This window comes from Methanobacterium sp., from assembly GCA_039666455.1.
Lineage (GTDB): Archaea > Methanobacteriota > Methanobacteria > Methanobacteriales > Methanobacteriaceae > Methanobacterium_D.
The window spans coordinates 38,886-54,598 of sequence record JAVSLW010000024.1; the positions used below are offsets into that span (position 1 = coordinate 38,886).

Sequence of the window (15,713 nt, forward strand, 5' to 3'; positions counted from 1 at the left end):
AAATTATTAAGCTTTATTTGTTGAAGTTTAAGATCATTCTTTTTACTAACTTCATGTACTGCAAATTTGGATCACTTATCATTAGTACATAGCTACTGTAATAACTTGTAAAATCCTGTATACTTAATTCAATGTTTCCAGGGCTTGGATCTGCAAGTTTTACGCTTTCATTGGCTATTTCTCTGATTACGCTGTAATGGCCTCCACCATCAGTGGTTACAAAGACTATGTAATTCTTTTTAAGCTCATCAACTGATAATTTCATACCAGTTGCACTTAAACCTTTTGTTTTCGCTGCTTCTGATAATCCGTGCATTGTTGTCCCTGATGTATCTGTGCCCGCAAGAACTATCAGTTCCTGCTCTGTTGCATGGACTCCAAGATTGTTCAGGACGGTTGCAAGTGCAGCCGGTCCACAACTGAAATCACTGCTCTGCATTACAATTCCACTTGTATCTATTTGTGGAATTGCAACAGTATTACTCTCTAAACTGTCATTTAAATCTGGAACTTGTACATCTGCACCTGTGGCCTGATCATCTGCCGGTGTAGGATTATCGTTTGTTGTAGTAATTTGTTCTGCACCTGTGGACTGGTTGTCTGTTGAAGTCGTTACAGAATCGTTATTTTCTACTGTACCTGATTCTGTACTTGACACATTCGCAGTCAACGTTTCATTTTCTGCTCCTGTTGCCTGCCTACTTTCAACTGCTTCTACTAATTCAGATGCAGATGCAACATCTGCACCCTTTCCTTTAACTGCCATTGTATCGGCAGTTATTTCACTATATTCTGCAGCAACCGCCGGCGTCACTCCAATAATGAGTGCCACAAGCAAAACTGCTACCAATTTATACATTATTCATGCCTCCTTTATATTCACAATTTTTTGTCTGTAAAATAACTTCCTGTTATCTTACAATTTTTTGGTCTGTAAAATCATGTCATATAAAGGTTGCGGGTTTAAAGCGGTATAAAAACGCAAAATTTGTTCTAACAGAACAATTTTATCCTAACAGGACAATATTGTTCTAAGAGAACCTAAAAATTTAACACCCATGGCATAAATGTTTAAATGGTTTAAATTACATATAAAAAGGTTTAGTTTAAAATTTGTTCATTTATTCTTCAACTTTTTCATGAAATGTAGGGTTTAATTTCCTTTAATAAAATAAGAACTTATTTGGAGTGAAAAATTCAGGTAGAAAACAGCCAGGTTATAAATTATATTTAGAAATCTTTAATTAACTTTCAACATCATTAATACAGAGAAATAATAACATAAAAAACAAGCAAATTAAACACTAATTTTCAGCAAATATACCATTATTATGACTTATTTAAACAGAAAAAAACAATTTAATGGATACTGGAGCTGGAATACAGTTAGCCTGCTAAAACAGATAACCGGATAATTTGAAGCTGCTGTTTATGCAGTTAAATTATTCTGGTATTATCGGCAGATTTTTGCTGTATTGAATAAAGAGGATTTGCATGCTTTGATTTTTCGGCGGCCTCAAACATTTTTATGTTTGGTTGGGGAAAGGGTAGAAAAAACTGAACACTTATTTGACTTACATCTGGAGATCTCTAAAACCCAGGTTTGGAGCGCCAAATTTATAATTTTTGAGGAAAACCCCGATTTTGTAACCGCAAATTTCCGATTTTTACTTTGAAGGTCTTTCATGGAATTAAAACTAATACTAAGCCCTTTGTCATACTTTTAGAGGAGTTAGACCTTTTTATTAATTATTTTCTTAATTTTATTTTATGTTCAACATGTGCTGAAATAATCCGGAAGCCTGGACCGGATTCCATTTCAATTTTAATCCTTTCTTTTAGATTCAAATAAACTTATTGAACTATCCAGACCGTCCATGCTGGATTCTATAATATCTATTGCCAAGTCCAGTTCATCGTCTTTAAATTTCTGGTCTACCCTTAATCTATGGATAATAAACCCTATAATAGAGAGTATTGCCATAAAAATCAGGATATAGAAAATTAAAGCTAATACATACTGAATACTTGTCAGGTTGTCCAGCGTTATAAAAGCCAGCACAAAAATTACTAAAAATGCAGAGCTAAAGCAGCTTCCAATGATCAGTAATAATCTTTTATCATCATCTCTATCTCTAAATGCAGAATAGGCAGCTATAGAAAGAGATGCCCCTGCTAAACTTAAAACCAGTAATTCAGGAATCAAATGATCAATATCCATTTTTTTACTCCTTTTAGTTTTTATAACACTCCTGATTTAGCACTTCTTCTTTAGCTACAGGTCTTGCATATTTTATCATCTTTTCAAATGCCTGATCATAAATTTTTATTAACTCTGGATTGCTATTTTTAATCCCTACAGATCCACGGCTTTCATTGTGTCTATGGGGCTTTTCTATATAGAGATGACTCTTATTAAATATCATAAAATGTTTATTAGGCCTTTCTGGCAAAATGAAGTATTTAATGTTTTCGTATTTGTCAAGAATCGTGTAAATTTCTGTTCTATCCTCACAAAATACTTTAGGTCCCCCTATAACTATTACCTGTCCAAATTTGTGATTGACTGCATGTTTAACTATTTCTTGAGTGTTTTCGCCAAATTCTCCCACAATTACTTTAAGTTCTAATTCACCATCTACTTTCCCCTTTTTTTTTAGATCCCACAGGTCTTCTATTAAATTGAATCTCCAAACTCTTTTTCTATACCGCTCTTCACTGTGAAAAAGAACTATTTCATCACCATAATGCTCATGAATATGAGGGTCGTGCCTGTAAATTACTTTAATCAGGATAATCACCACAAAAAAAGCAGATAAAGTGATTAGTGCAAGAATTGTTGTGTAGTCAGACTGAATTTCTAAGCCCTCCATTCACTTAATGTGATATATTTTACACTTGAAGTGCATGTCTTACTAACTATGTATTGTTATATAAATTCTGTGGAAATAACATCATCAAAGTCATGTGCATAGTTAAGCAGGTTTTAATCTGTTTTTATTGAGTGAAAGAACTTGTAAGTTTGTGGAATGAATTCATGATTAACAAAATGAAATAATCAAAAAAATAGTTTCTGCTTTGTGATAAAATTAGAGATCACTATGGAGATTTATATTTTTTATCAAATCTTCTCCATGATTTAGCTATATATGGTTCGCATTTATCCAGTTCAGTTAAAATGCATGCCCTTATGGCTTTACTTTCAATTCTTTCTTCTTTATCCAGCTTTTTGTTGATGTTAGCAAAAACCTGGTCAATTATATCCTTTTTTTCTTCTAAACTATATCCTGCATCAATGGCTGCCTTTTGAAGCGATCCTTTAATTTTATCTGGTTTAAATGGTTCGACATTACCCTTTCTTTTGATTACATTTACCAAAAAACCACCTCATTAATGTATTGAATTTTAGTTAACTTATTTATTTCTAATTTAAGTATTCAAAAATTCTAAAAAATGTGATTTTACCTTTTTATTTACATGAAAACTTTTACTTATTTCATTAACCCCCGAATTTTAGAATTAAACGATAAAAAAGCATTCATCAAAGGAATAATTACCTTTTCAGCAACTTTTACTCTGTATTTAAAGCCTCTTCCGCCAAGCTCTTTTGAGACATCACCTAAAAGTTCGGGAATTTCCAGTTTTTGGGGGCAAACCCTCACGCATTTTCTGCAGCCATTACAAAGCCCAGCATGGGATTCATTACCACTGAAAACACCGCCTAAACGTGTTAAATATGTAAAAGATGCCCCTCTGGTTTTAAACATGTATTTTTGATTATATATTTCAAAACAGGTGGGGATATCCACTCCAGCTGGACATGGCATGCAATAGCCGCACGATGTGCAATCAATTTTCATAAGACTCCTGTAAACTTCCTTAACATCTTCATAAAGCTTTAGTTCACTTTCAGTTAATGAGTTGGGCACTGCTTCTTCTGCCACACTAATATTCTCTTTAATTTGATCGATTTCACCCATACCTGAAACTGCACATGTAACTTCCGGATGATTTAAAACCCATCTTAAAGCCCAGTCTGATGCACTCCTTTTAACATTTGCATTGTTCCATACCTTTTGTGCATCTTCAGGGGCTTCTCCAGCAAGAACACCGCCTTTTAATGGCCCCATAATGAACACTGCAATCCCTTTGGAGTATGCGTATTTAACACCTACAGTTCCTGCCTGATTCTGCTCATCTAAATAATTATACTGAATTAAGCAAGCATCCCAATTATATGCATCTGCAATTTCCTTAAAAGCTTCAATGTTATCGTGGAAAGAAAATCCAGTATTTTTTATTTTCCCTTTTGCCTTTGCATCTTCTAAAAATTTAAAAACTCCAAGTTCTTTAAGCTTTTCAAAGCTTCCCTTACCAAGAGCATGAATGAGGTAATAATCTATATGGTCTGTCTGGAGCTTTTCAAGCTGTATCTGGAGATATTTTTCCATGTCCTCGTATTTTTTAATGGACCATGAAGGCATTTTTGTGCAGAGCTTTACTTTTTCCCTGTATCCATCTTTGAGGATTTCTCCTAAAAAAGATTCGCTTGATCCGCCGTGATAAGGAAATGCAGTATCAATAAAATTTACTCCATGGTCTATTGCATAATAAATTTGCTCTTTTGCACGTTCTTTATCAATTCTACTCATTTTTGTGGGCATTCTCATTGCACCGAATCCCAGTGCTGAAATTTCATCTCCATTCCTTTTAATTTTTCTATACTGCATATTCTACTCCATTCAATCAATAATCTGTCACGACTTTATCTGGAAACACCTCTCCAAAAGAGATTAAATGAAAGTTTCATTATCAGGCCAGATCTTCAATGCTCTGAGCGCATGCCAATTAAGGAATTTGCATACTAAAGACACTAAAGATAGAAAAAATGTATATGTTGTAAGACAAAATGATATTGAACAGATTAAATCAACTATTGTAAATATTTTTATTAGTACCTTCCTATTTTCAATTTATCTATTAACGATCTGGATAAATCTGACATATATATTTATAAACAGGAGACACCCATATTAATACATATAAAATGATATGAACATACAATTCATATCCATAATTAATTAGAAACCAACGGAGTGAAAACGTGCGCAATTTAGAAAAATTGGCTTCGTTTAGGGAGTACATCCCCTTAAAACGAAAACCCGGAGAAAAAAATGTGGGATTATTGATAGATGGTCCTAACATGCTTCGGAATGAATTCCATCTGGATTTAGAGATAATAAAAGAGATAGTAAACGAAACAGGCAAATTAAAAGTAGCTAAGGTTTTGATGAACCAGTATGCATCAGATAAGCTAATTGAAGCGGTGGTAAACCAGGGGTTTTCTCCTATAATAGTTGCAGGCGATGTTGATGTTCAACTGGCTGTAGAAGCCTTTGAACTGATTTACAATCCTAATATTGATGTTATTGCACTAATGACACGTAATGCAGATTTTTTACCCTTAATAAACATCGCTAAAGAGAATGGAAAGGAAACTATGGTTATTGGTGCCGAACCAGGATTCAGCATAGCTTTAAAAAATTCTGCAGATAGCACAATAGTTTTGAACACAGATTTAAGTCCGGGCGCTGCCTGAAAACCAGTTTAGCCGTTTAAATCTTAAAGTAAAATCAGGCTTGTATTCACATTCTAAGGCACTTCCGCCTTTGATAATCTTCTGCTCAGGGCCTTTCTACTTTACCTTATATTATTATGTTTCACTGCTTTAAATCTGTATTTAACAGTTATTATACAGGAAATTAATGAGTTTTAATATTTTTCAAATTTTGGCCCAGCACTTATTAATTTTACAACCATGATCACAGGATCTAAACGTAGGTCATGATAAAAAAAAATAAAAAATGGGGTTCAGGTTTTCTCCCATCTATATCCAGTTCTATGCTCAGTGGTGGTTTTTGGAACTCTAACCCACATGAATTTCCACTTACCACCGGATCTGAACCATCTTTTAACCCTAAAAGTAGCAGGTACGCTGACCCATCTGGATCTCCATCTGCCACTGACTCTGACCCGTCTTTTAACCCATCTCATAACAGGTACGCTAACAGAGTAAGTGTAAGCTACCTGACGGTAAATACTGTATGTTTCAGTGTGTACTGTGGAGTTGGCTCCTAATTTGTCCTGTACGAAGAATTTGAGTGTGGTTGTGGTGTTGAGGGTTAATGGTGCGGTGTACTGTGTGCTGGTGTTTGTTGGTGTGGTGCCGTTGGTTGTAAAGAAGATCTTTACAGGGATGAATCCTCCTTGGGACGTTAAGGCAACAGTCACAGGATGGTAGTAGTCACCTCCAGGTAGACTGGCTGTGGCGGTTGGAAGAGCTGCTATCTGGTAGGTTTCAGTGCGTACTGGAGAATATGTTCCTTTGTTGTCTTGTGCAATGAACTTGAGTGTGGTTGTGGTGTTGAGGGTTAATGGTGCGGTGTACTGTGTGCTGGTGTTTGTTGGTGTGGTGCCGTTGGTTGTAAAGAAGATCTTTACAGGGCTGAATCCTCCACTTGATGCTAAATTAACAGTCACATTGTTGTAATAGTTACCTCCAGGTAGACTTGCTGTGGCGGTTGGAAGAGCTGCGATGTTATAAGTTTCATTGTAAACTGGGGAGCTAGTTCCCTGCTTGTCCTTGGCAAAGAATTTGAGAGTAGTAGTTGTATTGAAGAACAATGGCGCTGTATATTGTGTGCTGGTGTTTGTTGGTGTGCTTCCATCAGTTGTGTAGAAGATCTTTACAGGATCAAGCCCTCCAGTTGATGTTAAGTTAACTGTTACATTTGTGTAGTAGTTACCTCCGGGTGGACTGGCTGCGGCGGTTGGTAGACCGGCTATCTGGATAGAAGTGGACACGGTTTGAGTATCAACTGCTGCGCTTACATTAGCAGTTCCGGGGGTGTGTCCCGCAGTGAAAGTGGTGTTTGCTGTGCTGTTAGTGGTATTACCTGAAACTGGATATACAGTTCCAAGAATGCTGCTGAAAGCTACAGGTATTCCATCCATAAGATAGGTTACATTGTGTAATGTTCCATTACTGTCGTATCTAAGGTCGGCAGTCACAGCAGAATTATTCCCGGCGTATATAGAATCTGGTGTGGCGTTGATGCTGAGTATCAGCCACGGGTCAAAGGTCACGTTACCTGAAATCAATGCTGTCACATTTTCATTGCGGCCGTACCAGTTGTAGCTTGCATTCACCAATCCTGGGTCGTCGTTTTTGATTGCAAATTTGCCAGATGCAGTAATTATCCTGTTGAAATGTATGCTGTTTCCAGTGTGGGGTCCTACAAGGTAAATTCCACGCATATTATTAGTTATGCTGTTTACTGTGATGGTGTTGTTTGTGGATCTCTCCAACCCAATTCCATAGAAGTTGTCTGTGATGTTGTTTCTGCTGATGTTGCTGTTTGTGGAGTCCAATAACCAGATTCCATAGAGGCTTCCTGCAATGTTGTTTTCACTGATAGTGTTGTTATTTGAGGGGAATTCATCCGGAACTAATGCAATTCCACTAAAACCTAACCCAAACCACGATTCGCCATGACCATTATTTAAGACGGTGTTTCTACTAATGATATTGTTTGAGCCGCCAATTATAATCCCATTACCGGTGTTGTCTGTGACGATGTTTTCGCTGACGGTGTTGTTTGAGGAATCATAAAACGTAATTCCATCATCCTTGTTTTCTGTGAGATTATTTTTGTTGATAGTGTTAAACATGGAGTTCCATAACACAATTCCATTGTCAATGGTGTCTTTGATGATGTTTTCAATGATTTTGTTGTCATAGGATTGATCTAAAAAGATTCCATCCATATGGTGTGAGAAGTTGCTGTTTTCTATGGTTATATTATTACTACCTGCAAGGAGCACTCCCTGCTGGTTGTTTGTAATATTCAGGTTGGTGAAGATGAGATTTGTACAGTTCACTGCACCAAGAAAGCCCATAGCTGTACCATTGTAGATTCCACTTACAAGATCCATCAAATAAAAGATTGGGTTGCCGTTTATGGTGTTACTGAGGTCAATGACCTGCCTGTAGTTGATCAGGTCACCCCACCCATACACTCCAAAGTTTCGGGTGTTGTTGTTAATTGTGTTGTTTGTCAGGATGTTATCTGGTGCACCGCCTAACATAATTCCTTCCTGATTGTTACTGACATCATTGCTATCTAATGTATTATTTGAGGAACCCCATAACACAATAATTCCATACTCGGTACTGTTTGTGACGTTGTTTCCGCTGATGTTGTTGTTTGAGGAGTCAAGTAACACAATTCCATCGCTGTTGTTTATTATCTCATTTACCTGGACGGTATTATCACTGGCATTCAGTAAAAAAATACCCGTATTGTCAGCGAACCCTTCTATAATACAGTCTTCAATTACAACATTACTTGCATCCACCAGGCTTATTCCTGCACCGGTTGAATTCAATATATTTTTTATATGCAGTCCTATGAGACGTGAACCGCTTCCAGAAGAATCTATATATATTGACGGTACAACAGGTCTGGTTCCATTACCATCCCACTGCAGGGTCAGGCTCTTATTCAAATTTAGGGGTGTAGTGTAATTTCCCTGCTTTATAAGCACTGTATCATTATCTGTGGTGTCGTTATCGTCTATGACCAGCTGTATATCTTCACTGGTGTAGTTTGTCCTGTTGTTTGTGGCGTTGTTATGAGTGTCAGCTGCTGAAACTGCGCTGCCAAGAAGAATTATAAGTAATGCTATGAGTGCTAAGAAAGTTGCTTGTTTTTTAATTTTCAGATATTTCACCTCTTTTTAATTTTTATATGATCGTATGATATCATACAATACGTTCATACAATCACATGTCCGTGTTTGTAATGATTTCATATTTAAGGCTTCCTAAATGATAAAAGTAGAAATATTTATTAACAGATTAAAACAAGATCCCTTTTGGAGACATGTTTTTTAAAAATAAATAATATATTAATATATAAATATAATTAAATAATAATATGGATTGGGGGTCATGAAAATCCAGTTATAAATCTATTGCTCATGAATTTATCCCTCATTCATCCATAAATGTGTACCAATACCAGTAAAAGAGGGCGGATATAAAACAAAGTCTATTTTCATTATTTTGAATTAATGGTGCAACTTAAAAAGATCTTTTTATCTGTTTCAACTTAAAATCTTAGAAAAAAAGAAACCCTGCAGAAATTCATAGAATTTCTGCGGATACAAGACACTTTCAAAAGTAGATTTTTGAATAAACACCTGGTGTTTGAGTGTTTAAGCAGTCCAGTGACTGTCACCAGTCTATTCTGGTTTTTCTAATAAGCAGCATTTAACGAGAGTCTGGCCTTCTCCACCATGAGGTGTCCTTAAAACAGTGTCGTTAGCTTTTTCGATTTCTCTTGCTTCTTCTGCAAGTTTAGCGGCAACTGAAAGCATTTCGTGAGCTGATGTAACGATTGGTATGTATTTTTCAGCGTCTCTAACCATGAAACAACCTTCAACATCTATGTCAGCTACCTTGGTCGCTATTTCGTATGCAGCCATTGCTTTTGCATGTGCATATGGGTTTGCAAAGCCAGCAGCTTCAACAGCTAAATCTCTGGAGATTACAACTTTTGGTAATTCTATTGAGGAGCCAGCTTCAACAGCATCTACAGCTGCGTCGATGGTGTTTTGAACTACTCTGTATGCTCCGGTTAATGCTAATACTTTGATTACGTCAGCATTGAATGATGCCATTTCTGTTGGGTCCAGGAATTCTCTTCTTGCACCGATCATTGGGTCTGCTTTAACAATGATATAACCAAGGCCCTGTTCATCCATTTCGTCTTTGGATCTTAGTCCTGGAGCGTCGCCAATTATGATTACAGGTACGTCTGCAGCAGCCAACAATTCTCTTGCTTTAGCAGGACCTGGTGCACCAGGGTTTGGACTTATAAATATAACAAAGTCTCTGTCCTGTTCAAGCATTAGGGGGACAGCTTTTTCAACTTCATCCGGGTTCATCTTAGCCCCAGAGCCGATTACACAAACGTCTATGTTTGGTCTGTCTGCCCTCTCATCGAGTAATAAGTCAATTACTGGAGAGGTACCTATGTTACCACATTTAATGATTCCTATTTTTACAACCATTATATCACCAGCTTAAGCTATTTTTTTAATCAGATAAGTATTTTTTGATTTAATTTTTTGGGATAATGTTTTTATAGTGGTTATCAAACCGGCCGTAAGAAAAAGAATAATCTCATTGTTTTTCTTTTGAAAGCCGTTTCCATAACATTATTTCAAAAATAAATGAAACTATGGCAATTATTAAAAATCCGCTCCACGCTGATTTAACTGTACCTTCAAGTAAGGGCAAATTATAGATTAGAGAGCGTAATAACCCTATTACATCCTGAACCTGCTAAAATTATAATTAAAAAGTATTGGGGCGATTTGAACAAACTTATTTTATAACGCTTTTCTTTTCCATTTTTCCATCCTGAAATGAATTCCATTAAACTCAATGAGATGCCAAAAAGGAATATATATTGACAATTATTTAAAAAAAATTTTAAAGTGTTATAAAGTGTTATTCTGGGTATAAATCTCTTAAAGCATTTCTAAATGGTTCTGGTCCAGTATCATACTTTTTATTAATTGTATCATCTATCTGTTTAAGTGTTTTCCATCCCTCTGTTTTTCCTGTCAAATCAACAAATTCACTTTTCCCTGTTGCAAGATCAACATAAATATAGTTGCTTAGTTCCCATCCCTTAGAGAGGAAGGTATATACTGGTACTTTCCACACGGTTTTTCCTTCTAAAGTTACATTATGTGGCCTTCCAAAGTCTACACCGGCATCACCTGTTTGAATTTCAGCAATGTATAACGCTTTCAGTTCATCCAATGACCTCCACGTATTGATGGGTTTTTCATAACCTCCATTTTTTTTACTCATCAATGTTTTTGCATCAACTGTAACTATCCAGTCATCATATCCATCCTGATGCATTTTCACTATCCAGTACCTCCCATCAGAGGTTAAAGAGGCGTTAGTTATCATATCATCACCTATACCAAAACCTCCTGTTCCTTCGTTTAGTCTTGCTATGGATGTAGCAGTTGCTTCGGGAGTTGAATTATCAAAAATAGAATTTTTAGTTGTTGAATTTGAATTAACCGTCGAATTAATATTATTATTGCTGGCTATAGGGAATATAAAGGAGCTAATAACTAAAACTATAATAGCACCTATTAAACCACCAGCCGTCAGTAAATTTTTCCTCTTCATGTTAGATCTCCTTATTAATTTTTAGGTAAATCCGCTTTAACTAACCAGTGTTCTAAAAAATAAAGAAGGCGTATAAACACGCCCTTATATCTCTATTTTTGTTTAAAATGGCAGTGCATAATAGTAGTTCCTACCTTCATTAGGATACGGCCTCCAAACAGCACGATCCATATAAAATCCATAGTATGAACCATGCCATGAACAATCAATATCTACCCACCCATTCCAGGCACTACTATATCGAATCTGTGCCCAGACGTGACCAGCTGATGGCCTATGTACATATCGAACATCAAAATAGGGTATACCTGCAGCTCTGGCAATACAGACAACCAGTCTGGCCTGTTCACAGCAGTTTCCCAAACCCTTATTAAGTACTGTATCAACGCTGTACTGTGTGTTTTTATGGTTGTGCCACCTTATGTTTGCGTCCACCCAGTTAAAGATTCCACGCCCTATAGAATATGGGTCACGCCCATAGTTTGCCACTACCCAATTTGCTATGCCTCTTATTCTTGCATTGCCCGTTGTCCATGTGCTGATTGCTGATCCTGTTCCTACAACAGTCTTCATTTCATCATTGGTTAATGTGTTGCTGTTATTCAACTGCGGATCGGTTAAATCACTGGTTACTACCAGTGCATATCCATAGTTAATCGCCGTATCCTGAATGTAAGCTGATGTAAAATCCGCTAGAGCCATTTCAAAGTTTCCTCGAAACGTGTCTCTAAGATAAACTGTTGTGTCATTTATACTTGTAAAAATGCTATAATGATTTATATCCCCATATATATAATACACTATGTTACCTGGCTTAACCTCATTTACTGATAACATCATGCCAACAGCATTTAAACCCTTCGCTTTGGCCGCCTGTGCAAGTCCATACATGCTTGTCCCTGTTTTATCTGTTCCTGCAAGGATCTTGAGTTCCTCTTCTGTTGCGTTGATTCCAAGATTATTTAAGACGGTTGCAAGTGCTGCAGGTCCGCAGCTATAATCTGTTGACTACATCACTATTCCGGTTGTATTTATTGGGATGGTTTCATTTTCTGCTATTATTGTATCATTCTCTGGATTAACATTTAAATACTGTGTATCTGCACCTGTAGACTGGTCGTTTGTTGTAGTATTTAAATCTAAAAGCTGCACCTCTGCATCTGAATCATTTTCTGAAGTCACAGAAGCATTATTTTCTACTATTTCAAGTTCTGTAGATGTATTTGACGTTTCTATGGTACTGTTCTCTCCTGCACCTATACCTGTACTGGTTTTGTTTTCTGATAAAACTGATGATTCAATACTCTTTCCCTTAACTGCCATTGTATCGGCAGTTATTTCACTGTATTCTGCAGCAATTGCTGGTGTCACTCCAATAATGAGTGCCACAAGCAGAAGTGCTACCAATTTATACATTCTATTCATGCCTCCTTTTGGATTTAAATTTTGGAAATATGGTTTTAAAGCGGTACATTGTTAAAAAAAACCATACTTTACTAACTTCCCATTATGAGAAGTTATGTACACATAAATTTTTCATGCCATATAAATTTAACCATTTTAACGTTGTTTTAGCAGGTTTAAATTGTTCTAAAAGAACAATATTGTTCTGTAAGGACAAAGAATTTTTATATATGATAAATTATAAAAATAACCAAGTTATAAATCATATTTAGAAATTTTTAATTAACTTTCAACGTGATTAATACAGAGAAATAATAATACAAAAAAACAAGTAAATTCAGCACTAATTTTCAGCAAATATGCCCGTATTATGACTTATTTAAACAAAAAAAAATTAATTTAATGGATACTGGAGCTGGAATACAGTTAGCCTGCTAAAACAGATAACCTGATAATTTGAAGCTGCTGATTTAATGCAGTTAATATTATTCTGGTAATTTAAAAATGGATGTTATGTTTAATTAATAAAACTGAACCATAGAACTATCTGAATTTAGATCTGGCTTTCCAAATCTTTCTAAAACTTTTAATGCCACCACTTTTACCTTTTCGAGCTTCAAAATTATTTATCAACTCTATTATATTAGAAACAGATTTTTCTCCATCTTCTATAAGCCATTTGCCCTTCGGTATACTCAAATTATCCACATACTCAGATATCTCTTCAATTTCTGCAATCTGAATACCAAGTTCCTTTGCAAGATCAACGCTTGCATGTTGCCTGTGAAATCCAGCTAATTTAAGCGAAGGGACACCAAGAACACCTGCTTCAATAGTTAGTCCCATTCCCGCGCCGTAGATCATTCCAGAAGATGCATTCATAAGGCTTAAAAGATCCACAAATCCCTTTAAAACCTTTATTTCAGGAGATTTAACCAGGTTCTTTACATATTCAGCATCAAAACGAAAAGGAACAATTAAAACAGATTTATCAAGCTTTTCAACAATTTTTATTATCTCTGGAATGTCTTTTCCCTGCACATCCCCACCAAAAACAAGAAGAAGAAAATCCTCCACATTATATTGATTCTTTACAATCTCAATATCCTTTAGCTGTCTTTGATTGACATAAGAAGCCATTGGATACCCTCCAATAACTTCAGAGTTTATTCCATAATTTTGAGCTAAAAAATCCTGATAGTGTTTGGAAGGAACTGTTAAAAGGTTTGAAAATGCGATCATTTCTATGGGATTGTAGAAGTCCTGTTCTATGTGCAGGTCAGGTATTCCAAGGAACCTGGCTGCAGCTATTCCTTTTCTAACATCTCCGGCATTTCCACAGGTTAAAAGTAAATCTATATCTTTTCCATGAAGTGCTTTAATCGTGCTTATAATATCCTTAAAAACAAGGGATGCTATTTTAACTTTTGACCTTTTCTCAGCGCCTTTACCTCTGCTTTCACCTATATAGTGCATTTCCGTACAGAATTCTTTTAATAATTCATCTGCACCTTGACCATGAGTTAATCCTATTATTTCAGCGTCTAATTTTTCAAGTACAGGTACAAAAGCTTTTGCAGGTGCAATTTCAGCTATAACTGCGATTTTCATTGAATCACTTTATTTAGCCCAGGGCACTTTTAGTTAGATTTAAGGCAAACTGGGGACAGGCTGCAGTGTGCGTATGTATATAACTTGCAACAGTCTTCTTTTTCATCAGTCCATCCATTTCATTGGTAATCCCCTTTCCTCTAAGTATTTTAAAGGCAAATTGGGGCTTAGCTCCATTTAACAAAACTTGAGAGTAGTGAAATTCATGTCCTCTAAACTGTTCACCCTTTTTTGTAATTATATTATCACGATTTGCTTCTGCAATAACATAGCTTAAGCCCTGGACTTTTTCAGTCATCTTTGAGTCATAACTAAAGACACCGCACATTTTTTTGCCATTTATGGAGTTTGTAAGGTACATAAGACCTCCACACTCACCATAAATTGGATTGTCGTCCTGGTAGAATTTAAGGACACTTCTTCTCATGGATTCATTGCTTTCAAGTTCTTTTGCAAATATTTCAGGATATCCCCCACCAATATAGAGTGCATCCACATCAGGGATTTCTTCATCCTTAAGAGGACTGAAATGAATTACATCAGCATTATTTGCTTTTAGAGCCTCTAAGTTTTCAATATAATAGAAATTAAATGCGTCATCCATGGGAACTCCAATTTTAACTTTTTTCCTGTTTTCAGCAAGCCATGTATCTTCCCTTCCACCTGGAAGCTTTTCTGCATTCTTCATTATTGAAATAAGAGTATCAAGATCAATATTTTCCCTGACCATTTCTCCCCATTTTTCGATATAGTTCAATAGATTCTCACGCTCTAAAGCAGGAACAAGACCTAAATGCCTTTGTTCTACTGCAGTTGTCTCATCCCTTTGAATGCCTCCAATTACAGGTGTTTTTGCAAGTGTTTCCACCGCTTCTTTCGTTTTAAGGTAATGTCTTTTATTTTTTACCAGGTTTAAAATTACCCCTTCTATCTTAACAGCAGGATCAAGTGCCTTAAATCCAATTACAATTGCTGCAGCACTTTTAACAAGGCTTCTGGCATTGATTATAAGTATTACAGGAGCATCAAGTGCCTTTGCAACAGATGCTGTGCTTCCAACATCTCCAGTAGGACTGATTCCTTCATAAAGTCCTCTTACACCTTCAATTATGCCAAAATCAGCCTTTGAAGCACCAAACTGTTTGAGGGTTTTAATACCTCTTTCAAATGCTGTTCTAATCTGTCCATGAGACATAAAAAACGAATCGAGATTCCTGGAGTTATTTCCGGTTGCAAGGGTGTGATATGATGGATCTATGTAGTCAGGCCCTACTTTATATGGCTGTACTCTCCACTCTTCGGATAATGCCTTCATTATCCCTGTTGCAATGGTTGTTTTTCCTACTGCACTTCCTGTTCCAGCTAAGACTATTCTCATAAATATAGTAGGATGGGATGTTATTTAAAAATTTAGTTG

General features: G+C 36.1%; 13 protein-coding genes. 1 reads left to right on the forward strand and 12 read right to left on the reverse strand.

What is annotated here, in order from left to right; all coding sequences use genetic code 11:
• Positions 1–13 precede the first annotated feature (13 nt).
• The 5 genes from PQ963_06510 to PQ963_06530 form a co-directional block, all read right to left on the reverse strand.
• Positions 14–859, reverse strand: a complete 846-nt coding sequence (locus tag PQ963_06510; GenBank protein ID MEN4029316.1) for a C39 family peptidase — start codon at positions 857–859, stop codon at positions 14–16.
• A 966-nt stretch (positions 860–1,825) separates the two neighbouring features.
• Positions 1,826–2,221, reverse strand: coding sequence for a hypothetical protein (locus tag PQ963_06515; GenBank protein ID MEN4029317.1), 396 nt, complete (start codon positions 2,219–2,221; stop codon positions 1,826–1,828).
• A gap of 13 nt (positions 2,222–2,234) precedes the next feature.
• Positions 2,235–2,873, reverse strand: coding sequence for a hypothetical protein (locus PQ963_06520; GenBank protein ID MEN4029318.1), 639 nt, complete (start codon positions 2,871–2,873; stop codon positions 2,235–2,237).
• Positions 2,874–3,099: 226 nt separating this feature from the next.
• A complete protein-coding gene (locus PQ963_06525; protein ID MEN4029319.1) occupies positions 3,100–3,378 on the reverse strand; it encodes an ATP cone domain-containing protein in 279 nt (92 codons plus the stop codon).
• 113 nt (positions 3,379–3,491) lie between these two features.
• Positions 3,492–4,730, reverse strand: a complete 1,239-nt coding sequence (locus tag PQ963_06530; protein ID MEN4029320.1) for an aldo/keto reductase — start codon at positions 4,728–4,730, stop codon at positions 3,492–3,494.
• 374 nt (positions 4,731–5,104) lie between these two features.
• Here PQ963_06530 and PQ963_06535 point away from each other — a divergent pair, with 374 nt between their 5' ends.
• A complete protein-coding gene (locus PQ963_06535; protein MEN4029321.1) occupies positions 5,105–5,599 on the forward strand; it encodes a TIGR00288 family NYN domain-containing protein in 495 nt (164 codons plus the stop codon).
• 272 nt (positions 5,600–5,871) lie between these two features.
• Here the strand turns inward: PQ963_06535 and PQ963_06540 are convergent, their stop codons facing one another.
• The 7 genes from PQ963_06540 to cfbB form a co-directional block, all read right to left on the reverse strand.
• Positions 5,872–8,793: a NosD domain-containing protein gene (locus PQ963_06540; protein ID MEN4029322.1), complete on the reverse strand. Its 2,922-nt coding sequence runs from the start codon at positions 8,791–8,793 to the stop codon at positions 5,872–5,874.
• A gap of 513 nt (positions 8,794–9,306) precedes the next feature.
• On the reverse strand, positions 9,307–10,137 hold the full coding sequence (locus tag PQ963_06545) for a F420-dependent methylenetetrahydromethanopterin dehydrogenase (GenBank protein ID MEN4029323.1): 831 nt from the start codon (positions 10,135–10,137) through the stop codon (positions 9,307–9,309).
• 442 nt (positions 10,138–10,579) lie between these two features.
• Positions 10,580–11,281, reverse strand: coding sequence for a hypothetical protein (locus tag PQ963_06550; GenBank protein MEN4029324.1), 702 nt, complete (start codon positions 11,279–11,281; stop codon positions 10,580–10,582).
• Between the two features lie 102 nt (positions 11,282–11,383).
• Entirely contained in the window at positions 11,384–12,232 is an 849-nt protein-coding gene (locus PQ963_06555; protein MEN4029325.1) for a cysteine peptidase family C39 domain-containing protein, read from the reverse strand.
• 57 nt (positions 12,233–12,289) lie between these two features.
• On the reverse strand, positions 12,290–12,697 hold the full coding sequence (locus PQ963_06560; GenBank protein MEN4029326.1) for a hypothetical protein: 408 nt from the start codon (positions 12,695–12,697) through the stop codon (positions 12,290–12,292).
• Between the two features lie 531 nt (positions 12,698–13,228).
• On the reverse strand, positions 13,229–14,296 hold the full coding sequence (locus PQ963_06565) for a DUF354 domain-containing protein (GenBank protein ID MEN4029327.1): 1,068 nt from the start codon (positions 14,294–14,296) through the stop codon (positions 13,229–13,231).
• 13 nt (positions 14,297–14,309) lie between these two features.
• Positions 14,310–15,674, reverse strand: coding sequence for a Ni-sirohydrochlorin a,c-diamide synthase (gene cfbB, locus PQ963_06570; GenBank protein ID MEN4029328.1), 1,365 nt, complete (start codon positions 15,672–15,674; stop codon positions 14,310–14,312).
• Positions 15,675–15,713 lie beyond the last annotated feature (39 nt).